General features: G+C 62.5%; 22 protein-coding genes. 10 read left to right on the forward strand and 12 right to left on the reverse strand.

The annotated features are described in order from the left end of the window. Window positions 1-37: 37 nt before the first annotated feature. Window positions 38-517 (forward strand): MarR family winged helix-turn-helix transcriptional regulator, encoded by a 480-nt coding sequence (locus tag N5A92_RS04045; RefSeq protein WP_260900571.1) that lies wholly within the window; start codon window positions 38-40, stop codon window positions 515-517. 225 nt (window positions 518-742) lie between these two features. On the opposite strand, the gene N5A92_RS04050 is transcribed toward N5A92_RS04045, so the two are convergent. Next, window positions 743-1,111, reverse strand: a complete 369-nt coding sequence (locus N5A92_RS04050; protein ID WP_260900574.1) for a DUF2171 domain-containing protein — start codon at window positions 1,109-1,111, stop codon at window positions 743-745. Between the two features lie 82 nt (window positions 1,112-1,193). Between N5A92_RS04050 and N5A92_RS27420 the strand changes: the two genes are divergently transcribed. Together N5A92_RS27420 and N5A92_RS04055 are read left to right on the forward strand one after the other, a co-directional pair. Then, the gene (locus tag N5A92_RS27420; protein WP_425248522.1) at window positions 1,194-1,334 is read left to right on the forward strand and encodes a cation-transporting P-type ATPase; all 141 of its coding nucleotides are present in this window, start codon (window positions 1,194-1,196) and stop codon (window positions 1,332-1,334) included. Then, window positions 1,331-2,020 carry a hypothetical protein gene (locus N5A92_RS04055; RefSeq protein ID WP_260900575.1) on the forward strand — a complete coding sequence of 230 codons (690 nt, stop codon included), beginning with the start codon at window positions 1,331-1,333 and terminating at the stop codon, window positions 2,018-2,020. The genes N5A92_RS27420 and N5A92_RS04055 overlap by 4 nt, the downstream gene beginning before the upstream one ends. A 240-nt stretch (window positions 2,021-2,260) precedes the next feature. On the opposite strand, the gene N5A92_RS04060 is transcribed toward N5A92_RS04055, so the two are convergent. Next, complete coding sequence (locus tag N5A92_RS04060) at window positions 2,261-3,016, reverse strand: PRC-barrel domain containing protein (protein WP_260900576.1); 756 nt, start codon at window positions 3,014-3,016, stop codon at window positions 2,261-2,263. Between the two features lie 168 nt (window positions 3,017-3,184). Here N5A92_RS04060 and N5A92_RS04065 point away from each other — a divergent pair, with 168 nt between their 5' ends. The 5 genes from N5A92_RS04065 to proX all read left to right on the forward strand — a co-directional run bounded on the left by N5A92_RS04065 (window position 3,185) and on the right by proX (window position 8,328). Continuing rightward, entirely contained in the window at window positions 3,185-3,775 is a 591-nt protein-coding gene (locus N5A92_RS04065) for an exopolysaccharide biosynthesis protein (RefSeq protein ID WP_260900577.1), read from the forward strand. 477 nt (window positions 3,776-4,252) lie between these two features. Further along, window positions 4,253-4,720: a YbhB/YbcL family Raf kinase inhibitor-like protein gene (locus N5A92_RS04070; protein ID WP_260900578.1), complete on the forward strand. Its 468-nt coding sequence runs from the start codon at window positions 4,253-4,255 to the stop codon at window positions 4,718-4,720. Between the two features lie 310 nt (window positions 4,721-5,030). After that, window positions 5,031-6,296, forward strand: a complete 1,266-nt coding sequence (locus N5A92_RS04075; RefSeq protein ID WP_260900579.1) for a quaternary amine ABC transporter ATP-binding protein — start codon at window positions 5,031-5,033, stop codon at window positions 6,294-6,296. Beyond that, a complete protein-coding gene (locus tag N5A92_RS04080; protein WP_260900581.1) occupies window positions 6,280-7,212 on the forward strand; it encodes an ABC transporter permease in 933 nt (310 codons plus the stop codon). The genes N5A92_RS04075 and N5A92_RS04080 overlap by 17 nt, the downstream gene beginning before the upstream one ends. A gap of 87 nt (window positions 7,213-7,299) precedes the next feature. Next, the gene (proX, locus tag N5A92_RS04085; RefSeq protein ID WP_260900583.1) at window positions 7,300-8,328 is read left to right on the forward strand and encodes a glycine betaine/L-proline ABC transporter substrate-binding protein ProX; all 1,029 of its coding nucleotides are present in this window, start codon (window positions 7,300-7,302) and stop codon (window positions 8,326-8,328) included. 132 nt (window positions 8,329-8,460) lie between these two features. On the opposite strand, the gene N5A92_RS04090 is transcribed toward proX, so the two are convergent. From N5A92_RS04090 to N5A92_RS04115, 6 genes are all read right to left on the reverse strand, one after another. Beyond that, window positions 8,461-8,733: a tripartite tricarboxylate transporter permease gene (locus tag N5A92_RS04090; RefSeq protein ID WP_260900584.1), complete on the reverse strand. Its 273-nt coding sequence runs from the start codon at window positions 8,731-8,733 to the stop codon at window positions 8,461-8,463. 68 nt (window positions 8,734-8,801) lie between these two features. Beyond that, complete coding sequence (locus N5A92_RS04095; protein ID WP_260900585.1) at window positions 8,802-9,077, reverse strand: tripartite tricarboxylate transporter permease; 276 nt, start codon at window positions 9,075-9,077, stop codon at window positions 8,802-8,804. 101 nt (window positions 9,078-9,178) lie between these two features. Further along, entirely contained in the window at window positions 9,179-9,397 is a 219-nt protein-coding gene (locus N5A92_RS04100) for a hypothetical protein (RefSeq protein ID WP_260900586.1), read from the reverse strand. Then, a complete protein-coding gene (locus N5A92_RS04105; RefSeq protein ID WP_260900587.1) occupies window positions 9,397-11,526 on the reverse strand; it encodes a xanthine dehydrogenase family protein molybdopterin-binding subunit in 2,130 nt (709 codons plus the stop codon). Before N5A92_RS04105 ends, N5A92_RS04100 begins: the two co-directional genes overlap by 1 nt. Further along, window positions 11,523-11,996, reverse strand: coding sequence for a (2Fe-2S)-binding protein (locus tag N5A92_RS04110; RefSeq protein WP_260900588.1), 474 nt, complete (start codon window positions 11,994-11,996; stop codon window positions 11,523-11,525). The genes N5A92_RS04105 and N5A92_RS04110 overlap by 4 nt, the downstream gene beginning before the upstream one ends. Before the next feature lie 4 nt (window positions 11,997-12,000). Continuing rightward, on the reverse strand, window positions 12,001-12,180 hold the full coding sequence (locus N5A92_RS04115; protein ID WP_260900589.1) for a hypothetical protein: 180 nt from the start codon (window positions 12,178-12,180) through the stop codon (window positions 12,001-12,003). Between the two features lie 320 nt (window positions 12,181-12,500). Between N5A92_RS04115 and N5A92_RS04120 the strand changes: the two genes are divergently transcribed. Further along, on the forward strand, window positions 12,501-13,217 hold the full coding sequence (locus tag N5A92_RS04120) for a GntR family transcriptional regulator (RefSeq protein WP_260900590.1): 717 nt from the start codon (window positions 12,501-12,503) through the stop codon (window positions 13,215-13,217). A 63-nt stretch (window positions 13,218-13,280) separates the two neighbouring features. After that, on the forward strand, window positions 13,281-13,616 hold the full coding sequence (locus N5A92_RS04125) for a DUF2934 domain-containing protein (protein ID WP_260900591.1): 336 nt from the start codon (window positions 13,281-13,283) through the stop codon (window positions 13,614-13,616). A gap of 51 nt (window positions 13,617-13,667) precedes the next feature. On the opposite strand, the gene treY is transcribed toward N5A92_RS04125, so the two are convergent. The 4 genes from treY to glgX are packed head-to-tail and all read right to left on the reverse strand — an operon-like array spanning window position 13,668 to window position 21,914. After that, window positions 13,668-16,220 (reverse strand): malto-oligosyltrehalose synthase, encoded by a 2,553-nt coding sequence (gene treY / locus N5A92_RS04130; RefSeq protein ID WP_260900592.1) that lies wholly within the window; start codon window positions 16,218-16,220, stop codon window positions 13,668-13,670. Continuing rightward, window positions 16,217-18,028: a 4-alpha-glucanotransferase gene (malQ, locus tag N5A92_RS04135; protein ID WP_260900593.1), complete on the reverse strand. Its 1,812-nt coding sequence runs from the start codon at window positions 18,026-18,028 to the stop codon at window positions 16,217-16,219. The genes treY and malQ overlap by 4 nt, the downstream gene beginning before the upstream one ends. Next, on the reverse strand, window positions 18,025-19,842 hold the full coding sequence (gene treZ / locus N5A92_RS04140; protein WP_260900594.1) for a malto-oligosyltrehalose trehalohydrolase: 1,818 nt from the start codon (window positions 19,840-19,842) through the stop codon (window positions 18,025-18,027). The genes malQ and treZ overlap by 4 nt, the downstream gene beginning before the upstream one ends. Beyond that, window positions 19,839-21,914 carry a glycogen debranching protein GlgX gene (glgX, locus tag N5A92_RS04145; protein WP_260900595.1) on the reverse strand — a complete coding sequence of 692 codons (2,076 nt, stop codon included), beginning with the start codon at window positions 21,912-21,914 and terminating at the stop codon, window positions 19,839-19,841. The genes treZ and glgX overlap by 4 nt, the downstream gene beginning before the upstream one ends. Between the last annotated feature and the right edge of the window lie 10 nt (window positions 21,915-21,924).

A 21,924-nucleotide genomic window follows, 5' to 3' on the forward strand; every position in this document is an offset into this window, starting at 1 on the left:
TTGATTTTGTAACTATCAAGGCATGAAAAGGGTCCACATGGGTGGCGATTTCGATCTCGAAGCCTTTCTCCCCTATCGGCTCAACCGGGCGGCGGAACTGGTCAGTCTCCGCTTTGCGGTTCAATATAAGGCAAAGTACCAGATAACGCGGCCGGAGTGGCGCGCCCTTGCGGCGCTCGGCTTCCATGGCCGCATGACCGCAACGGAGATCGGCGCGCATTCGACCATGCACAAAACCAAGGTGAGCCGGGCGGTGAAGGCTCTGGAGGCCAAGCGCTGGCTACGCAGGATCGAGGACAGTAACGACCGTCGTACCGAGCATCTGGAACTGACCGTGCTCGGCCAACGCAGCTACCGCGAGATGGCGCAGATGGCCCAGGACTACGAGCGGGAACTGGCACTTCTTTTCGGCGAAGGTGGGCTGAACCAACTCGAACGCGGCCTGACGGCTCTCGAAAACGCTATGCTGAGCGGGATGGGAAAGCGGCGGCCACGCGCGGGCACGAAACAAGGGTGATGCCAAGGCGCGCGCGCCACCCTTGAGGCCCTGGCCGATGCGTCGGCAAAAAAGGGTTCATGTCCGTATTGTGTGAGAAGATACGCAGGCCCGGATGGCGGCCGAACATGCCGCTGGACACGAGCCGTGCCATCGTAGCGCTGGAATCGGTCATCCAAGGCACCACCAGATGCGCTTAAGAAGAACTACAGCGTGCGCTTCAGCCTTCCACACAATCGGCAAACGTCACTCGCGCCGGATGAGTGCTTCACGCGGTACCTTTAGAGTGACATGGTCGTTGGCCACCGAGGAAATCTGATCGGGCATTACATACCGGTCGGCAGCGAACAGGCTTTTGGCATCGATACGTACGAACCCCTCCCTTAGAAGGCGGCTCTGAAGCGGCTCTGGGACCTCATCGGTCCTGAACGCATTCCATATGAGATCGGTCAGCGTACCATTGCGGGAAACGTTTGTGTCCCCCGTTACCGTCTCCGCCTCCGGTGTCGTGGGGTCTTCGTCCGACATTCTGACCCAGTCGACCGTGCCGATCTCCTCACCCTGGGAGTCGTAGACTCTCATTCCCTTGCGAATCTGTTGCAGAACATTCTCCATCACCTGCTCCTTTCGATGGTGGTTTTTCACAAACGGCGATGGGAAGGCGTGGTTCCTGAGACGAGGGCGGGGCAGCTCCGACGTGGAGCAGCGGCGGGCCGAATTCGGCGAGAACAAGCTTCCGGAGAGCAGGCACGAGACACTTTTTCAGATTTTCCTGCACCAATCCCAAGATCCGCTGATCTATATCCTCCTGATCGTCGGCACGGAGAGATCAGCATGATGAACACTACCCGCGCCATCTTTGCAGGCACGGCCGCGAGCCTGCTCGTCCTGGCGGGTCCGGCCGGGGCGCAGCAGCAAGGGCAGAACCTGACGGAAGACCAGGTCAGAAGTTTCTTCGATAGCATGGAGCAGGAGACCATGCAGGCGGTGCAAGCCGGCGACTTCCAACGTCTGATCGGCTGGACCCAGAACAACATCGCCGATGAGGCCACCTTCTCCGTGACGAACGAGATCTATCGCGGCGACGACAGAAAGGGCTTCTCGGCCATGACGCTCGGTAAGGGAGATGTGCTGGGCATTAGCCGGGCGGCTGTCGGCATGATGTCGGGGATGAACAACGGCCAGCCGGTGCAGGATTATTCGCTTCAGGTCGAGGTCACGGATTTCAAACCCGCCGGTCCCGATGCTGCGACGGTCACCACGGAGATCACAGAGAGCGGCACGCTCTCCATGCCGCCCGCCCACACGGCTGCGGCATCTCAACCCGATGACGAAACCTTGCAGACCGGCTCGACGCAGGCCGACACACAGCAGCAAGGGTCTGGCCAGACAAGTGCCCAGGGTGAGGCGCAGTCGCTGCAGTTCGAGGCCACGGCGCAATGCAGTCATCTCATTCACCGCGGTGAGACCGGAGATCAGCTGGTCATGGGTCTTTCCACCTGCCAAGCCCGGACAAACCTTTAGCGCAATCCACGCAACCCCGCCGGCCACGGCTGGCCGGCGGGTCTATTGGCTAATAGTAGAGGCGGATGCCGAGGACCTTCAGTCTACCATGGGCGCCAATCAGGAGCTGGTAGTCATGTTCAGGTCCCGGAAACCCGACTTCGGAACTGCTCTCGATATTGCGGGCTGTGTAAAACCACTACGCTGCACTCACCGAAGGCCGCGCCTATGAAGGGCCGACGCTGAAGCCTGATCGGACTGTCATCTCCAGTAATATGGATATCCGTAATAGTCGTGGTAGCGCTCCTCAAAGGCGCGCTCTACCGTCTGCTTTGGATCGTATTCCGGACCGTTTCGCACTTGGTCGCGTGTCAACTCGACGCGAACGGTTTCCGATCCCCAGTTCACATCCGTGAAGGCGACCGGCGGAACCAGGACTTTTTTGCCGGGCCACCAGTTCTTCGTATCAACGACCACGTAACGGATCGCCCACCCGTCGGAATCGAGCAGGAAATCCTCCACGTGGCCGATATCGCCGTCTTCGGCGTCCACATAGTAGCCGGTCACCGCATTCATCGAGCGCAGATGTGGATCTCGCTCCGTTCGATCTTGCAGGCTGGCGGCGCGATCCGGCTCTGCCCGTGGCGGCACGACGGGCGCCGCGACGCCGGTGGCTGGAGCATAGAAGTAAGGGCCCCAGTAGGGCGCCCAACCGTAATGTTCATAGAGACTGCTCTCCTGTTGGCGTGAGACAGGCGCGTCCGTGTCGATTTCAGGACTGTCCTTGACTTGCTGTCGCGTCACCGAGACCGAGAGTGTCCGTTGCTGGGGGTCGGCCGATTGAACCGCCGACGGCGGAAGAAGAACGCGACGTCCGGCGAACAGCGTGCCCGTATCCACAACAAGCCATCGCGTCGTCCAGGACTCATCGTCAAAGAGAAAATCGTCCACCGAGCCGATGGAGCCATCGGTAGCTTCGATTCGACAGTCCATAACATTCGATGCATTCCACAACACGGATGCTCTCCTGTGTTTTATCGCTCCTATGCAAGAACTGATGATGCCTTCAACTGTTCCAAGTTAGGCCGCTTTGCGCGCTTGCGGGCCTTTGCACGGTGCCGGAGCGGGCGCGAATGGAACTTTGGGTGGCGCCAGGCGATTTGGACACGGATCCGGGAAAAAGACGTGCCTGATCGGAAGAACGCCAATAATCTCGAAAAGGTCTTGGATGAGGCCGCAGCAGCCGGGGACGGCACGGAGGACGTGACCGTATCACAGATTATGGAAGCAGTGGGGCGAAAGTCCTTCGGTCCAATCCTCCTGGTCATTTCTATCGTCGCATTCACGCCGCTGGGAGGAATTCCTGGTATTCCCACAGTCCTGGCAAGTGCGGTGATTCTGATAGCTTGCCAACTTCTGATTGGGATGCAGCACTTCTGGCTTCCCTCCGCCATCCTCGAACGCAGTTTGAACAGGGCTAGGTTCCGCAAGACGCTCGGCTATATCAAGCCCGTGGCGCGCGCAACCGATCGGGTGCTTAGATCGCGGCTACAGTGGCTGTTCCAGCCGGCATTCGTCCGAGTGGCAGCTTTCATATGCATCCTTGTTGCCCTCACCATACCGCCCCTTGAAGTTGTGCCTTTCGCAGGCACGGTTTCATGGGGTGCGATCATTGTCTTCGCCCTGGCCCTGATCACCCATGACGGAATCTTGGCGCTGCTTGCATTCGCGTTCGCATTCGGTGCTGGCTATGCAGTGTTCTTCACACTGTTGTAGGGACCGTTTTCGGCCAGGAGCGGCGGCAATGGATATTGCGCGAGGCGGTGGTAGGGAAGGGCTGGATAGAGTAGCCGCCCTCGCGGTCGAGCCCGTGATACATCGCCCGACAGAACGCCTTTCTCGGACCCTTGTACCGATGCCGGTTTCCTCGTCGGGCGTGATGTTGGTTCCGTAAATGGCTCCACGTGGCGCGGGGATGGCCCGTCCGCCAGCGAAGGCCCCACCCCTGCGCCATATGGCAGTCGATGCAGTTGCCGATCATCGCCGGATGCTCACCCCATGCCACCGTCTCCCGACTTGCGTGCGCAAAAAGAAAATCAGCCGACCTTCGGGTGGAACATTCTGACCAGCTAAGTGTCTGGTGGAAAAGCAGTGGCCGACGTCTTGCCGGCGATGTTTGCGGCGTGCGGCAGATCAGCATCGCCGGTAGGACAGAGGCCACCCAGACTCTATGAAGACGGAGGCGCAGGATCGATGGAAATCAGCAGCCCCTCCTTTTCCGAAGGCACCGCCCTTCCGATCAGATACGCCAAGGACGGTGAGAATATCTCCCCGCCCCTTGAGTGGGCCGGGGTACCGGAAGAGACACACGAACTGGCGCTTCTATTCGAGCAGGTCACGCCGCAAACACGGAAGCCCTTCGTCCAGTGGCTCGTCTATGGCCTGCCGCCTCAGTCCGGCGGCTTGCCGGAGGGCTATCAGCACAAGCGGGACCCCGAGCCGGAGGAGATGCACCAAGGCGTCAACGATATCGGCAATGTCGGCTATGACGGCCCGCTCGGCACGGCCGGACGGACCCTCCACTGCCGCTTCCGCCTGCTTGCGCTCGACCAGCCGCTCCACCTGCCGCCGGGGGCAGATCGCGAGACGGTGCTGTCGAAAGCGGCGGAACACATCCTTGCGGAGGCTGAACTGAATGCCAGATACGAGAGACCCCGCTGAGCAGTGCCGCAAATCCCGGACCTGCCCGACGCGAAGACAGCGCACTCCCAACACGAGCCGTTAAGTTCCGGACGTGGTCCAACATCCCCAGGGAGCGCTGCCTCGTGGAATATCATGACCTCACAAAAATCTGCTTGCGGTTGAACCATGGCAACGAGCGGCTTATCATCCGCAGCTATGCAGCTCTCATCACATGGATAATGGTGGAATTCAAAATATTCCAGCCATTATTTCTTTGTATTCCCGCGAGGTACGAAAATGTTCTTCGTAGCGTGACTTCCACGCGTTTCGCTTGACAGATAGAGGACCGATGCAAGCCAAGTTAAATGTCAGGGACGTCTACAAAATCTTCGGAGAACCCACGCACGACGCTCTGGAGCGGCTTAAGCGCGGAGAAACCAAAGAGCAGATTCTGGAGGAGACAGGTCAGGTCGTCGGCGTCCAGGACGCCAGCTTCGATGTCGAGGAGGCGCGTATCTTCGTTGTGATGGGCCTTTCGGGCTCCGGCAAGTCGACGCTGGTACGCATGCTCAACGGCCTGATCAAGCCGACGGCTGGCCATATCCTGATCGAGGGTGACGACGTTGCCACCTGTTCGGCTGAAAAGCTCCGCGCAATCCGCCGCAACAAGATCGCCATGGTCTTCCAGCACTTCGCGCTGTTCCCCCACAAGACCATCGCTGAGAATGTCGCCTACGGGCTCAAAATCAAGGGAATGGGTGCGGCCGAGCGGCGCAAACAAGCTCTGGCGGCGCTCGACCAGGTGGGCCTTGCATCCTGGGCCGACAGCTATCCCTCCGAATTGTCGGGCGGCATGCAACAGCGTGTAGGATTGGCGCGTGCGCTGGCGACGGACCCGCAGATCCTGCTGATGGACGAGCCCTTCAGCGCGCTCGACCCGCTGATCCGCCGCGAGATGCAGGAAGAGCTTTTGAACCTGCAAAAGACGCTGAAGAAGACGATCATCTTCATCACCCACGACCTGAACGAAGCGCTGATCCTGGGGGATCGCATCGCCATCATGAAGGACGGGCGCTTCGTTCAGGTCGGCACCGCGCAGGAGATTGTTGCCCATCCGGCGGACGAGTATGTGAGCGCGTTCGTCGCCGACATCGACCGCGGGCGGGTCTTTACCGCGAGTCATGTCGCCAACGAGCCGGCGGCAGTACAGCTTTCGGCGAGTGCGGAAGAGGCGCTCCGGGCCATGGAGGAACTCAATCGCAATGCCCTCTATGTGCTGGATGGCGAGAAGATCGCCGGCGTCGTGACCTATCAGGACCTGTCGGCGGCGGTACGCGAAAACGGCAAGGGCGGCGGACTCGCCATGGTGCTCCTCACCGAATATCCGACGGCGGCGGAGGGCGCGCACCTTCAGGATCTATACGGGCTGGCGAGCACCGGCTTGCCCATCGCCGTTATCGACAGGGAAGGCCGGCTTACCGGCATCGTCGAGCCTGAGGCGGTATTCGCCCAGCTTTCAGGCGAGGACCGGCCACAGGCCAACGGTGAGAGAGACGCGGAAGCCGCCACAAGCGACACCAGAGAGACGGGAGGCGCGCATGCTCAGCCCCTCTGATATCCTGCTCATTCCCTTCGACGATTGGGTGAACACCCTTGTACGCGACATCCTGGTGCCTAACTTCCGTCCGTTCTTCCGGGCGCTTCAGGTTCCCGTTACTAGCGTGCTCAATGCGTTGGACGCGTTCCTCCAGTTTGTTCCCATGCTTGTCACCACGGCCGTCCTTGCATTGATTGCCTGGCGGACGGTCGGGCGCAGCATGGCCCTCTTCACGCTGATCGCACTCGTCTTCATCGACATGATCGGACTCTGGCCCGAGACGATGACGACGCTGTCGATGATCCTGACCTCGGTGCTATTCTGCACCATCATCGGCATACCGCTCGGCATCCTGGCGGCTGGCAGCAACAAGCTGTGGGCCGTCACGCGGCCCATCCTCGACATCATGCAGACGATCCCCTCTTTCGTCTACTTGGTGCCGATCGTCATGCTGTTCGGGGTCGGCATGGTGCCGGGTATCATCGCCACCATCATCTTCGCCCTGCCACCGATCATCAGGCTCACCAATTTGGGCATCCGCAACGTGCGCGGCGATCTGATCGAGGCGGCCGAGGCCTTCGGCTCGACGCGCTGGCAGATCCTGTGGGAGGTGCAGTTCCCGCTGGCGCTCAGGACCATCATGGCGGGGCTGAACCAGACGCTGATGCTATCGCTGTCGATGGTCGTGATCGCCGCCCTTATCGGCGCCGGCGGCTTGGGGCTGGTCGTCTATACGGGCCTGGGCCGGCTTGACGTCGGCGGCGCGACCGCCGGCGGCGTCGGCATCGTGCTCCTGGCGATCATCCTCGACCGCATTACCCAGGCCCTCGGCGAGCAGAGCGGGGTGCGAACACCCTCGCTTCGCCAGACGCTGGTCTCGCTGTTCCGCGCACGTCGGGCGCCGACCGGTGAGACCAGGGAGACGGGCTCCTGAAGTCCGCACGGGCGGGGCACCCCGCCCTTTCGCAGCGCCGGGCACGTGCCCGCGCCAAACCTCGAAAACGAACGAAGGAGAGGCATCATGCTCAATCTGAAGAAAATCATGCCCACCCTTGCCGCAGCCGCTCTCTTAAGTACCGGCTCTCTGGCGCCCGCCTCGGCGCAGGAGATGCCCGGGGAAGGCACGACGGTCCAGATGGCCCGCGCCACCTGGGACACCGGCTGGTTCCACGCCGAAATTTACAAGCAGCTGCTGGAAGAACTTGGCTATACGGTTGAAGGCCCGACGACGCTCGACAACCCGCCCTTCTACCAGGCGGTCTCTCAGGGCGACGTTGACCTATGGGTCAATGGATGGTTCCCGCTGCACAACACGTATCGCAGCACATTCGAGAGCGGTGCGGAGGTCGTCGGCGCAGTGGCCGAGGGCGGCGCGCTTGAAGGCTATCTGGTCGATAAGGCATCGGTCGAAGAGTTCGATATCCAGACGCTCGACGACTTCAAGCGCGATGAGGTGAAGGAGGCCTTCGACCGTAACGGCGACGGCAAGGCCGATCTGGTTGCCTGCCCTCCAGGCTGGGGCTGCGAGGTCAACATCGAGCATCACCTGGACGCTTACGAGCTGCGCGACCACGTAAACCCGATTAAGGCCGGCTACTCGGCCTCTATGGCCGACGCGATCGCGGCCTATGAGAACGGTGAATCCATCTTCTTCTACACCTGGACACCGAACTGGACCGTGAACGAGCTCGCGCCGGGCGAGGACGTGATGTGGATCGAGGTGCCACGGGTGGACCTGCCGGAGGAGATGGCCGATCTCGAGGACGCAGCCACACTTGATGGCGTAGAGGGCTGCGTCGACGACCCCTGCACGCTCGGCTTTCCGGCCAACGACATCGTTCCAGTGGTAAACTCCGCCTTCCTGGACGAGAACCCAGCCGTGCGGGCCCTGCTTGAGGCAGCGTCTATCCCCCTCCCCGACATCTACTCTCAAAACGCAGCGATGCAGGAGGGCGACGACAATATCGAGCAGCAGGCGGCAAACTGGATCGAGGAGAACCGCGATACCGTCGACGGGTGGCTGGACAAGGCACGCGAAGCGGCAAGCTAGGCCGAGAATTCTCCAGCCACGGGAATGGCCAGATCGCAGATCTGGTCATTCCCGCATTCAGACCGAAGTCATGGCGAGTGCGACGAGGTTAATACCGTCGAACAATTCGTTGCGCCCGAGGATGAAGCGCGGCTAGCCGGTGTCCACGTCGGTGCCGACGCATCCCAGCATCAGCCCTACCACCACCATGGCGATGCCCTTGACGGGCGCGCCCTGTGTCACGGCAGCCGCGGCGATGAGACCGAGCACCATCAGGGCGAAATATTCCGCCGGTCCGAAGCTGAGCGCGATGCTGCCAAGAAGCGGCGCAAAGCCGATCAGCACAAGGATGCCGAAGGTGCCGCCGGAGAAGGAGGCGATGCTCGTCGTGAACAGCGCAACGCCGGCCCGCCCTTGCCGAGCCATGGGATTGCCGTCGAGGCAGGTGACGGCGGAGGACGGTGTGCCGGGCTGCTTGAAGCCGTCGAGCCGCCTTATTCGGCGCCGTAGTAGACGCCCGCGAGCATAACGAGCGCCGTGGTCGGATCGAGGTAGAAGGAGACGGGCAACAGCATGGAAATTGCGGCGGGAGAACCTATGCCCGGCAGTACGCCGATAAATGTGCCAAGGAACACGCCCAGGAAGCAGTAGAGCAGGTTGGTGGGCGTAAACGCGGTGTCGAAGCCAAGCGCGAGGTTTCCGAGAAGCTCCAGAACGGCATCCTGACGACGGGCATGGGTAGGCCGAGCCCCTTGGAGAAGACGAGCCACGCCCCAAGCGACAGGGCAGCAGCAAGCACGAGCGTGCCAAGCGGGCGCGAGTTGCGGTCAGCAAGGGCGGAGGATACACACCGTAAGCACGATGGCCGGCATTAGGCCCAGGAGGCGGATGGTGAGGAAGAAGGCGACAATCGCGCCCAGCACAGCGCCCGGTGGCCGCCATGCGACCGGGGGAGCCTGTCCCCGCCGCTCATGCCGGATAAGAAGATGACGAGCGAAAGCCCGATGGCCACGATACCCAGCAGAACCGGATAGTAGCCTGGGCCCATGCGGGTCGCTGTGCCGAGCGGATGGTTGGCAATCCTCGTCATCAGCTCAACTCCATGGCCGCGATGATGTTGTCCCGCGTGATCGGCAGATGGCGCACGCGCACACCGAGCGCATCGAAGACGGCGTTGGCGATGGCGCCGGCCACCGGGCCTTGCGCCGCCTCGCCGGCGCCCACGGGAGGCGCTTCGGGGCGCGGGACAATTTCGACCTCGACAGCCGGTACCTCGGAAAACTTCAGGATGGGATAGTTTTCCCAATTGTCGCTGGTGATCCGCGTACGGTCGAACCGCACCGCCTCCTTGAGCGTCCAGCTCGTCGCCTGAATGGCACCGCCCTCGATCTGGTTCTTCACTCCGTCGGGATTGATGACTTCGCCGACATCGACGGCTAGCACCAGCCGCCGCACGTGAATATCTTCCTCGCCCTCCACCTCCGCCGCGACTGCGCAATAGGCGCCCATGTTCTTGTAGCGAGCGAGCGCCACGCCATAGCCCGTGCCCTCGTCCCTCCGCCGAGAGTCGCGGCCCGCCCGCGCCGCTGCCGCCTCCAGCACGGCGCGCGCTCGCGGGTCGCGCAGGTGACGCAGGCGGAAGGCGACCGGGTCCTCCCCACGCTCAGCCGCCAGCTCGTCCATGAAGGACTCGATGGCAAACACGTTGGCAAAGGCACCAAGCGAGCGCAGCGCGGAGACACGGACGGGCATGACGAGCAGCCGGTGGCTGACGATGTCCTGAGCCGGGAAATCGTAGATCGGGATTGCATTGCGATGGGAGCCGCCAGCGGGCAGCGGAGGATCGGTGGAGACGACGCGCGGGAAAGGCTCGGCAAGCTCGCTCGCGGCAAGCAGCGCCGGCGTCGACCCGCGCCCAGGCCGCGCCGTGTGCCCATTGCTCCACAACTCGTGCCGCCAGCGCAAGACTTCGCCTTCCTCGTCAAGCTCGGCCTCGATCTCCACCGCCATGGCCGCACCGAAGGGAGCGCGCGCCAGCTCGTCCTCGCGCGTCCACTGCACGCGCACCGGGCGGCCGTCGGCGGCGCGGGCAAGAAGCGCCGCATCGAGCGCCACGTCATCTGCCCCGTTGTGGCCGTAACAGCCGGCGCCCTCCGCATGCTCAACGACGACCTCTTCCGGCGGCAGCTTGAACACGGTCGCAAGGTCGGTCCTCAGATTGTAGATGCCCTGGCTGTGCGTCCATACATGGACGCCGCCATTCGCCCATTGGGCGAGCGCACAGGACGGGGCGATGGAGCCGTGGGCGAGGAACGGGCGGCTGTATCGACGGTTTACTCGACTGGCGGGCGATCCGGCCGAGGGTGCTCTCCGGCTGTCGACGGTCTTCGACTCCACAGGTTGGCTCTTCAGCCAGTCCGTCAACGTCGCCTCGTCGGGAAGCTCCTCTCCACCCCGCCATTCCGCTCGGCTTCTCAGCAGCGCAAGGCAGCGCTCGACCGCCTCCTCCGTCTCCGCCAGGACGCCGACGAAATTGCCGTCGCGCACGATGGCGGCGAAGCCGGGAGACGCCCGCGCAGCCTCTTCGTCCAGAGCGACAAGACTGGCGGCCCGCGCCTGCGGTCTCAGCACACGACCGTGCAGCATCTGCGGCAGCTTCAGATCGTGAATGTAGCGGGGCCGGCCGAACACCTTGTCGGGGATATCGACGCGGGCGAGCGAGTTGCCGGTATGCCTGCGGGTTGAAGTCGGCTTCGGCATGACCTCGCCTGTCGCCGGTACATCAAGCGACACCTGGTCGGTCAGTTCCCAATAGCTCGTGCGGGCGTTATCCGGCCCGACGATGATGCCGTCCTCTATCGTCAGCGCGTCGGCGGCGACCCCGAGCTTATCGGCGGCGGCGGTGAGAAAGAGCGCCCGCGCCTCCGCACAGGCATGGCGTAGCGCGATGCCGCAGTGCTGTACGGAAAGGCTGCCGGAGGTTACACCTTCGTTCGGGCTTGCGGCGGTGCTCGCCGCTTTCAGCCTCACACGCGCCGGCGCGACGTCGAGTTCGTCAACCACAATCTGCGTGAGTACCGTAAGGATGCCTTGGCCGATCTCGACCTTACCAGGCGAGACCTCGACGGCGCCTCCCGGCTCGAAACGCAGCCATTGCGCTAGGAGCGGATTTGCTGCCAGGCTGCCGGGTAGCGTCACGGCTTTCGTCGTCGCGCTCATGCCGGCCTCGTCTCCCGCGCCGCCCTGAGCACGGCGCGCACCATGCGGTTGTGCGACCCGCAGCGGCACAGGTTGCGGTCGAGCGCTTCACGTACGTCTGCCTCACTCGGATCGGCATTGTGCTCTAGCAGCGCCGCCGCGCTGATCAGGATGCCCGACACGCAATATCCACACTGCATCGCCTGCTCATCTATAAACGCCTGCTGAAGGGGATGCGGATTCTCCGGCGTGCCAAGCCCCTCGACAGTCGTCACCTCCTTGCCAACCGCCGCCCAAAGCGGCGTGTCGCAGGAGGGCACCGGGTGGCCGTCGAGGAGTACGAAGCACGCTCCGCACAGACCCGCGCCGCAGCCGAAGCGTGAACCGGTGAGCCCCAGCGTCTCGCGCAGAACGCCGAGCAGCGGGGAGGCTGGGTCAGCCTCCACCGCCTGCTCCGTGCCGTTGATCCGCAGTTCGAAGCGTTCCGCCATCGACCTACTGCACCCTCGCGCCCGAAATCTCGACAACCTCCGCCCATTTGGCGATGTCGTCGTTGAGATACCGCTCGAATTCGGCACGGTTCATGATCAGCGGCTGGGCGCCCTGTTCGGCCCAGGCCTCGCGCACGTCGTCTCGCTCGAGCAGCTTGTTGATCTCGGTATTGACCGGGGCCACTGGAACGAGATCCTCCATCAGAGCGATAGCCGCTTCACATGGCCGTTGGCTGATCTTGCACGCCAGCCTGCTGCCCTGTTCTCGACCATCGTTAGAAGGGCGCAGCCCGCCTCAGGCCCCCTCACAGACGACCACCTCCTCGCCGTCGACAATGCCCGCGCCGAACGATCCATTGCAGCGAAACGTTGCAAACCTCATGCGCCCACCGCATCGATTGAATGATTTTTATCGATAGAACTAGAATGCAGATATAAAATGCTGTCAACGAGAAACCCGCACAGCATGTAGGAGACGGACAGAAACGTGAATTGAGAAGGCCTATGACCGATTACGGCGCCGAGGTGACGACGGATCTCGTATCCTCCTCCGAGCCGGCCCTGGAGCAGACGCTCACCGAAACCTGCTACCGCAGGCTGAAGCAAGACATCATCTCCGGCGCCCGCCCGCCCGGCGAGCGGATGCGGATCGAGAAGCTGAAGGCGATCTACGGCATCGGGCCGACGTCGCTGCGCGAGGCCTTACAGCGGCTTTCCGCCGACGGCCTTGTGCGGGCAGTGGAGCGCCGCGGCTTCCAGGTCGCACCGCTGGATGCGGCCGAGTTCCTCGACCTCAACACGGCGCGTATCGAAATCGACCTCTCCGCCCTACGGCTTTCCATACGTGCGGGCGACGGCGGCTGGGAAGGCGGCGTTGTGGCGGCTGCCTACCGGCTGGAGAAGGCGGACGGTCTCGTGCAGTCCGGAGCCCAGGAGTCGCTCGACGACTGGGAGCGGCTCAACAAGCTGTTCCACCGCTCGCTGGTCGCCTGCCCCTCGCGCTGGCTCCTGCGCATGCGCGAGATGCTGGGCGAGCAGGTGGAGCGCTACCGCCGAGCCTCCGTTTATCGGGAGCGCACCGAGCGCAACCTGATCGAAGAGCACAGGCAGATCGCTGAGGCCGTGTTGGCGCGGGATGAGGAACGCGCCTGCCGTCTGCTTGCGGAGCACTACACCCGCACCGCCGACGGCCTTTTAACACTGCTCAGATCGCGTGCCTGAAGTCGGACGCAACGGAACCTTGTTGCATGCGTTCGTGTTTTAAGAAGGAATGGAGCGACAGCCATGCCCTCAGATCGGGAAGAGCGGATCCGGCGCCGCGCCTACGAACTCTGGGAGATCGAAGGCCGCCCGGAAGGTCAACATCACGAACATTGGGAACGTGCGGCACGGGAAATCGAGGCGGAGGAAGGCGGAAACGCCGAAAACGCCGAGATTCCGGAAATGCCGGAAGATTTTCCGGAAACAAGCGGCAGCTCGGGGCCATCCAGCAAGCCGCAGCCTGGCAGCACCAAACGCGGCGCACGCTCTGCCTCGATCAAGAGCAATACCGGCAAGGGCGCGGACAACACAAAGCGCCGCGGTACGGGCACGGCAAAGCAGCCTAAGAGATCGCCCTGACCGGGTGGATCGACAGCCAGAATGGTGATTGCCGGCTCAGCCAGTACCAGCCTAAGCTGATTCCAGAATGGCAACGGGCAGCCCGGCCCAAAGAGTGGAGAGGGGAACAGCGCCCTCGCCGACTGTTTCTCCCGTCAATGTCCTGTAGCCTCCGGCACTCTTGGCAAGGAGGAGCCGCGTCCGCATGAAGGCGCTGCCGATCCAGGATGGCAGGCTAGGCTCGCAATGCCCGAGCACCAATCGCGGCACTGCAACGACGACACGTTTCCCCTTGAATACGCGCGCATAGGCGACGGCGTGCTCGTTCTCCTCGCCGGCGATCTCCACGGGCTCGTACCGGCCGTGGTTGAAGACAGCGGCTCGGCGGCTGCGAAGGCGCAGGAGTCTTTCGAGGAGCCACAGCTTCGGCAAACCCTCGCGCCAACGCTCCATCGCAGCGTCGGCGTCCATATCGCGCACCTCCTGCAAAAGCCTTTGCCGGAGCGCAAAATCGACCGGCCGGCGATTGTCGGGGTCGACCATGCTGAAGTCCATAAGATCACATCCCTGATAGACATCCGGCACGCCCGGCAGGGTGAGTTTGAGCGCAAGCTGCGTGAGGCTGTTGACGAACCCGGCCGGCTCGAGTGCGTCGATAGTGGCGCGAACATCTTCCAGCAGGGTCCGGCGCTCGGGCGCGAACAGGTTTCCCACATAAGTCTCCACCGCCGCTTCGAAGGGGTCGTTGGGAGCGGTCCAACTTGTGCGCTGCTTCGCCTCGCGAAGCGCCTTGGTCATGAATGCGGTGAGCCGCTCGCACAGCGCCTGCAGCCCCTCTTCGTCCTTCACGGAAAGATCGGCGGGCCAAGCACCGACCAGCGCCTGATAGAGGAGCCATTCCGTGCCTCGATCCGGAGCGGGCCCGTCCGGTAACACTTGGTGGAGCCCGGCCGCGGCGTTGTGCCAACGTGTGACAGATGCCGCCCAGTCGTTCGGCATCTCGCTCAAGACGGCAAGGCGTGCGCGCGCATCCTCACCCCGCTTGGTGTCATGTGTTGCGGTGGCAGACAGGGCACGCGGCGCGTCGGCCGCCCGGGTTTGCATGGCCGCGTGGAAGGCCTCCGGCTCGATTCCAAACTCGTCCGGATCCGCACCCACCTCGTTCAGGGCGATCAGCCGGTTGTAGCGATAGAAGATTGTATCCTCCATGGCCTTGGCCATGAGCGGGCCAGTCACCTGCTGAAAACGCGTAATGAATGTGGCGCGGGCGTCCGAACCCGCCGCCGTTTCAAGCAGCAGCGAAGCAATGAAGGCGACGGCGCGATCATCCTCTACCTCGCGGCCGCGCTCCACCTGCTCGACGGCCCGCTCGATTAAGGCGCGGTCCTGATCCGAGGCGCCGTCGTGGTCGATGTAAGTGCGATACACGGGCAAAGCTGCTGCAAGCTCAATAATGGCCATCGTCAGCGTGTCCCGTCCGAAGTCGCGCGTGGTGAGATCTCGCGCCGCTATCGTCTCGGCAAGTCGCGCGAGTGCAGCAAGTTCTCCGGCGAGGTTGACGGTAAGTGTGCGCCGCTTGGCTGCGAGTGCGCGTCGGGCGAGTTCCGGCTCGTCGCCGGTGAAACCGGCCCAGCCGTTCGTCATCTCCTCGCGACCGTACGGATCGACTTGAAGCGCGGTGACCAGGCGTGCGAATTCGTAGCCGGTCGTGCCGACACACGCCCAATCGGCGCGCAGCGCCTCCCCCGGCCCGAGAATCTTCTCGACCAGCACATAATCAAGCCCCGAGACCCGCTTGAGATGGGCCAGATATCCCTTAGGATCGGCCAAACCGTCTATGTGGTCGATACGCAATCCATTCACGACGCCATCCTGTACCAGCCGGAGCGGAAGCTGATGGACATCGGCGAAGACCGACGCATCCTCCACCCGCAGGCCGACAAGATCGGCAATCTCGAAGAAGCGGCGGTAAGTCAGCGCCTCGCGCGCCAGCCGCCAGTAGGCTAATCGCCAAATCTGGGCCTCGTGCAGGCGATGCAATCGCTGCTTATCCGCATTGACCCCAGCGACCGCTTTCTCCAAATCTCCTTCGCCCTCGTTGAGTAAAGAAAGGGAGTTGGGCGCAAGCGGCAGCGATAGTTGATGATAGCCGAAGACAGGCTCTCCCGTTTCCTCGTCTATCCGGACCTCGAGCTTGCTCTTGTCCAGGGCCTCACCGTACGGCTCGCCGAGCACCGGCAGAAGCAGCTTCGGTGCCCGCCAATCGATGTCGAAATGCTGTGCGTAGGCGCTGTCCCGGCCGAGCTTCAGCACATCACGCCACCAGAAATTGGCAGTGGACACGGCCATGTGGTTGGGCACGATATCTAGTATGAGTCCGAGCCCGTTTTCCTTCAGTGCCTCTGCCAGTCGGGCAAAGCCTTCTTCACCGCCGAGCACGGGGTCCAGGGTTTGGAAATCGATCACGTCATAGCCGTGGGTGGAGCCACCCGCCGCGGTGAAGATCGGAGAGGCGTAGAGATGGCTGATGCCGAGATCGGCCAGATACGGAACAATCTCAGCCGCCCGCTCGAAGGTCATGCCATCGCGGAACTGCAAGCGATAGGTCGCGTGGGGGATGCTCATGGGGTGCGCGGTCTTTCTTTGAAAACGGCACGAAACACGGCTTGAGGAACGGGCGCTTCGTCTATCTCTTCCAGAAGGACTGGAATCCGGCGTCGCCAGTTCGGACTTTCGTCGACGGTGCCGGGGATATTCGGCTGTTCGGCAAGACCCACGAGATCCTCCATCTGGACAGCGACCAGTCGGGCGGGGGTACTTGCGACGAGCCGATGGAAGCCAGCCGCCACCGTCTCGTCGAAAGCCTCTGGAGCCTCGCAGCCCCTGGTTCGGAGCAAGGCCTTGGCCTGGCTTTTCTCCAGACGTCGTTTCTCACGCTCCTTTTTCGCGGCTATTTCATCGAACAGTCCGATCTCCTCGCGCGTATCGATATCGCTACCTCTCCACCAGCCGGCGAGTGTCGGCGTATCGTGGCTCCCCACGCATGCGAGAGCAGAACGTGGCCATTTCTCCGGCGGGACGAAATCGCCCGCATCGCGCTCGAAATAGAAGACGCGATAGCCAAGCAGGTTTGCGCGGTTCATCGCTGCGCGAAACCCCTTCGGCACGACACCCAGATCCTCACCAATGACGGTGGCGCCGGCTTGTCTCGTGACTTCCGCCAAGATGCGCACGATGCCTTCCATCGGATAAAGGACATAGGCCCCCTCGCCCGCGGGAAAGCCTTCCGGAATCCAAAAAAGCCGGTAAAGGCCCATGGCGTGATCGATGCGAAGTGCACCGGCATGGCGCAGAACGTTTTCATAGGAGCGCCGCAGGGGGGCGAAATCGCGATCAGCGATTTCCGACGGCGAAAGCGGCGCTAAGCCCCAGTTCTGGCCTTCCGGGTTGAACATGTCGGGCGGCGCCCCGATCTCGGCACCCACGATCGTCAGCGTGCGGTCGCTCCAGGTCGCCGCGCCATCGGGGGCGGTGCCGACCGCGAGGTCGAGATAAAGCCCGATGCGCATGCCCGCCTTGCGCACCCGTGATGCGGTATCACCAAGCTGCCAGTCAGCGATCCACTGCAGCCAGATCATGAATTCGATGTCGTCCGCATGCTCGCGGGCGAAGTGCTCGACAGACTTGCTGCCGGGTTCCTGATAGGCTTCCGGCCAGGAACGCCAGCCGGCCGAAAAGCCGTGCTCCACCATCTTACGGCTGATCGCCTCGAAAAGTGCGAAGCGCCGGAGTTCTTCTCCACCTTCTTCTCGAAAGGCGGCGAAGCGTCGATTATCGACGGCGCCTGTGCGCCGGTAGATTCGGCGAAGCGCGGCGAGCTTCAGCTGCGCCACGGCGCGGTAGTCGATGAGATCGCATTTCTCAAGGGCCGAGAGCGCCGCTTCGTCTGTATCCTGCCGAGGATCAAATCCATCGACCCGGTCGACGGCTATGTAGAGGGGATTCAGAAAATTGCGATCGCTCGGCGAAAAAGGGCTTGCCCTTTCCGGTTCTGCTAGGAAAAGCGCATGCAGCGGATTGACGCCCAGAAAGTCCGCTCCCTTTCGTGCAGCCATCTCCCCGAGCCAGGCGAGATCCTCTAGATCACCAATGCCCCAGCTGCGGCGCGAACGGATGCTGTAGAGCTGGCAGGTGATACCCCATGCCCTACCCCTTTTCAGGAAATCCGGAACAAAGCAGTTCACGTCCTTCGGCGTTTTCGGCGGGGGCGGCCATGGCGGCGGTGGTGGAGGGTTCTTCTCCTCGTTACCGTCCAGAATCCTCAGGAGCGCCTTGATTGCTTCCTCGGACGCGTGCGCCGTCGTGCCGTCGATTGCGCGGTAGGTATGCACAATGCCGTGGGCGGCAGCCAACCTATGGAGGGCATCGGTCATGGACCGGCTCCTGACGTGAAGACGGCGACGCTTCGCGGCGGAAGCCGCCCGTCTTGGAGCGCGGCAAGAAGATCGCTGCGGCTTTCGTAGATCATTTCCAGACCGTCCAGATTCTCGGCGAAAGCCGCGTCGTCCGTGCCGAAATTCGCGGTTAGCAGAAGCTGCCTGCGACCCGTCGGCCAGCGCACCAGGAACGAGCCCCTGCTCAGGCGTTGCGTGCGGCCCCGCATGGACCTCATGTCCGGCAAAAGCGGCACGATGTATCTACGGCGTATTTCAAGAAGCCGGCGGAAGAGAGCAAGCCGGCGCTTGCCTGCCTCGGTCCCGGCACGGTCCCAATCGAGAGCGGACGCCTCGAAGGTGGACGACGCGTTGGGGTCGGGAATATGCTCGGCAGTCTTCTCGCCGAAATGGCGGAAGGAAGCGAACTCGCGGCGCCTCCCCTCCCGCACGGCTTTGGCAAGGTCGCCGTGGAAATCGGTAAAGAAGAGGAAGGGATTTGTCTCTCCATATTCCTCCCCCATGAAGACGAGCGGAATCTGCGGGTTGAGCAGGAGGACGGCGGTCAAAAGCTCGACGGTTTCCTCGTCCGCAAGGGTGGTCAGCCTTTCGCCGAAGGCACGGTTGCCGATCTGGTCGTGGTTCTGCAGGAAATCAACGAAGGCGACCGGGGACTGGCCCGTGCTGGGCTCGCCGCGCGGCCGGCCTCCATGCGGTGCATAGGGTTCCCCCTGATAGCAAAAACCCTCTGCCAGCGCCCGCGCCAGATGCCCGACCGCATCTTCCGCAAAGCCCGCGTAATAACCGGCGTCTTCGCCCGTGGCGATGCAGTGAGCGGCATGGTGGAAATCGTCGTTCCACTCTGCTGTGAAAAGGATCGGCCGGTTTTTCTCATCATATGGGTGAAGCCCGACGATATTACGCTCGTCCTCCGTCATCAGGTGGGTTTCTCGATCGGTGAAGCGTTCGCGGATGTGCCGAGCCATTTCCTCGAGGATCGGCGTCTCGCTTTGATCCCCGATCTGGTCGATGGCGTCGAAACGCAGGCCGTCCAGGCGGAATTCCTCCAGCCAATAGATCGGGTTGTCGAGGAAGAAATCGCGTACCGCCGGCTCTTCAAAGCGGATGGCCGGCCCCCAGGGCGTCTGGCGTTCGGGGTCGAAAAACTCCGGCGCGTAGGTGCCGAGATAATTCCCGTCCGGTCCGAAATGGTTGTAGACCACGTCGAGGATCACCATCAGCCCGCGTTCATGGGCGGCGTCGACCAAGCGCTTCAACCCAGTTACGCCGCCATAGGCCGAATGCGGGCAATAAGGCAGAACGCCGTCATATCCCCATCCGCGCGTGCCGGAGAATTCAGCGACAGGCATGATCTCGATCGCAGTGAAGCCAATTTCGACCAGATGGTCGAGCTTTCGCTGGATACCCGCGAACCCGCCCGGCGGCGCGAAGGTGCCGGGGTGGAGTTCGTAGACCACCGCCTCTTCCCACGGCCTTCCCTTCCAATCCGGCACCTTCCAGTCATAGCCTGAGCTGGTCAGCAGGCTCGGGCCATGCACGCCGGCAGCCTGCGCGCGGGAAGCGGGATCCGGCACCGCCATACCATCGGGCAGGACGAACTGATATTGAGCTGCCTCTCCAAGTCCATCGACTGTAAGATCGAACCAGCCATCAGTGCGGCGGTTCATCCGACGCTCCTCCCTCTGACCGACCTTCAACAGGAGTCGGTCGAGCGCCGGCGCCCAGAGGCGGAAAACTGCGGAGCCGTTGTGGAGCTGAGCACCCCAACGATATTCGTACTGCTTCTGCGTCACCGTCTGCGCCCTTCCAGAATGGCCATGGAGCGGTCGGCCAGCTGGATTTCGCCCGGGGTGCGGATGGCGTCCCAAACGGGCCACTGGCCGTTTTCGGTCCGCATGATGACCTGCCACCCCGGTACGCCTAGCTCTCGTGGGAGACGGAATTCCACCGGATCCGAAGACGCGTTCAAAAGAATGAGCAGGGAGGACCTGTGCTCGTTGCTATGCATCAGGCCGAAGCTCTTCAGGCCTGGATCCTGCCAGTCCTCGTCGCTCATCTGTTCGCCGGACGGGCGCAGCCATGTAACGTCGAGAAAGCCGCCATCGACCGGTCGACCGTGCAGGAAATTCCGGCGGCGCAGGTGCGGGCTCGACCGCCGATACGCGATCATCCGCCGGACGAACTGTATGAGGGCCCCGTCTTCCGGTGCATGCCCCTCCCAGGGCAGCCAGTTCATCTCGTTGTCCTGACAATAGGCGTTGTTGTTGCCATGCTGCGTGCGCCCCACCTCATCCCCCATCAGGATCATTGGCGTGCCTTGGGATAGAAGAAGCGTGGCAATCGCATTGCGGCGCATTTTCGCCCTGAGGGCGCGGATATCGGGATCATCGGTCAGGCCTTCTTCGCCGCAATTCCAGCTGCGGTTGTCGCCGTGGCCGTCTCGATTGTCCTCACGGTTCTCCTCGTTATGACGTTCATTGTAGGCGTAGAGGTCGGCGAGCGTGAAGCCGTCATGGGCGGTAACGAAATTGATGCTTGCCCAGGGGCGGCGCCCACGCCGGTCGAACATAGCGGCCGAGCCTAAAAGCCCGCTTGCCAGATCGGGCGCAATATGCTCGTCGCCGCGCCAGAAGGAACGGATCCAATCACGGCAGGCACCGTTCCACTCCGCCCAGCCGGGCGGGAAATTGCCGAGCTGGTATCCGTCCGGGCCGAGATCCCACGGCTCCGCGATGAGCTTGGCCCGCGAAAGTACCGGATCCTGCCGTACCGTATCGAAAAAGACCGATGATGGCTCAAAGCTGTCCCGTTCGCGGCCGAGGGCCGTAGCCAGGTCGAAGCGAAAGCCGTCGACATGGCATTCCTCGACCCAGTATCGCAGCGAATCCATCACCATCTGGAGCACACGCGGATGCTTCAGGTTCAGCGTGTTTCCGCAGCCGGTCGTGTCGAAATAGTACCGTCGATCGTCACCCAGTATGTAATAGCTGGCGTTGTCGAGGCCGCGGAACGATAAGGTCGGCCCCAGTTCGTTGCCCTCCGCCGTATGATTGTACACGACGTCGAGGATCACCTCGATGCCCGCCTCGTGCAGCTTGCGCACCATGCGCTTGAATTCATGCACGCCACCGCCCGGCGAGATGTAGCGAGAGGCCGTGGAAAAAAAGCCGATGGTGTTATAGCCCCAGTAGTTCGATAGACGCTTCTCCACCAGATAGCGGTCGTCGAAAAAGGTCTGAACGGGCATGAACTCGATGGCGGTAATGCCAAGCTTGACCAGATAGTCGATGACGCGCGAATCGGCGAGGCCGCCGAAAGTGCCGCGGAGCTGTTCCGGCACTTGCGGGTGCAGCGCCGTCATGCCCTTCACATGGGCCTCGTAGATGATCGTGTCGCCCCAGAGCCTCTGCGGGCGAACGTCGTCGCCCCATGTGGTGGCCGTGTCGGTGACGACGCATTTTGGCATGACGAAAGCGGAGTCGCGCCTGTCCATCGAAAGGTCCTGGCGTGGCGAGCCGACGCGGTATCCGAAGCAGGCATCGTGCCAGCGCAAGTCTCCCAGGAGCAGCTTCGCGTACGGGTCGATCAACAGTTTGTTGGGGTTGAAGCGGTGGCCCCTGCTGGGTTCGTAAGGGCCGTGTGCGCGCAGCCCGTAGACCTGTCCCGGCCGCATATCGGGGAAATAGCCGTGCCAGACCTCATGCGTGTATTCCGGCAAGGCAATACGCTCGAGCTCCCGCTTCCCATTGGTGTCGAAAAGGCATAGCTCAATCTTTTCCGCATTGGCAGAAAAGACGGAAACATTCACGCCGGAACCATCCCAGGTGGCGCCGAGGGGATATGGAAGTCCATTGCGGACACGCACGCCGTCTTCC

The sequence above is a fragment of the Chelativorans salis genome, assembly GCF_025336525.1.
GTDB lineage: Bacteria > Pseudomonadota > Alphaproteobacteria > Rhizobiales > Rhizobiaceae > Chelativorans > Chelativorans salis.

Excerpts from the sequence above, each read along its gene's own strand:
- N5A92_RS04045 (WP_260900571.1), top strand. The coding sequence starts at position 38 with ATGGGTGGCGATTTCGATCTCGAAGCCTTTCTCCCCTATCGGCTCAAC.
- N5A92_RS04050 (WP_260900574.1), bottom strand. The coding sequence starts at position 1,111 with ATGGAGAATGTTCTGCAACAGATTCGCAAGGGAATGAGAGTCTACGAC.
- N5A92_RS04055 (WP_260900575.1), top strand. The coding sequence starts at position 1,331 with ATGATGAACACTACCCGCGCCATCTTTGCAGGCACGGCCGCGAGCCTG.
- N5A92_RS04070 (WP_260900578.1), top strand. The coding sequence starts at position 4,253 with ATGGAAATCAGCAGCCCCTCCTTTTCCGAAGGCACCGCCCTTCCGATC.
- N5A92_RS04075 (WP_260900579.1), top strand. The coding sequence starts at position 5,031 with ATGCAAGCCAAGTTAAATGTCAGGGACGTCTACAAAATCTTCGGAGAA.
- N5A92_RS04080 (WP_260900581.1), top strand. The coding sequence starts at position 6,280 with ATGCTCAGCCCCTCTGATATCCTGCTCATTCCCTTCGACGATTGGGTG.
- proX (WP_260900583.1), top strand. The coding sequence starts at position 7,300 with ATGCTCAATCTGAAGAAAATCATGCCCACCCTTGCCGCAGCCGCTCTC.
- N5A92_RS04090 (WP_260900584.1), bottom strand. The coding sequence starts at position 8,733 with ATGGCTCGGCAAGGGCGGGCCGGCGTTGCGCTGTTCACGACGAGCATC.
- N5A92_RS04100 (WP_260900586.1), bottom strand. The coding sequence starts at position 9,397 with ATGACGAGGATTGCCAACCATCCGCTCGGCACAGCGACCCGCATGGGC.
- N5A92_RS04105 (WP_260900587.1), bottom strand. The coding sequence starts at position 11,526 with ATGAGCGCGACGACGAAAGCCGTGACGCTACCCGGCAGCCTGGCAGCA.
- N5A92_RS04110 (WP_260900588.1), bottom strand. The coding sequence starts at position 11,996 with ATGGCGGAACGCTTCGAACTGCGGATCAACGGCACGGAGCAGGCGGTG.
- N5A92_RS04120 (WP_260900590.1), top strand. The coding sequence starts at position 12,501 with ATGACCGATTACGGCGCCGAGGTGACGACGGATCTCGTATCCTCCTCC.
- N5A92_RS04125 (WP_260900591.1), top strand. The coding sequence starts at position 13,281 with ATGCCCTCAGATCGGGAAGAGCGGATCCGGCGCCGCGCCTACGAACTC.
- treY (WP_260900592.1), bottom strand. The coding sequence starts at position 16,220 with ATGAGCATCCCCCACGCGACCTATCGCTTGCAGTTCCGCGATGGCATG.
- malQ (WP_260900593.1), bottom strand. The coding sequence starts at position 18,028 with ATGACCGATGCCCTCCATAGGTTGGCTGCCGCCCACGGCATTGTGCAT.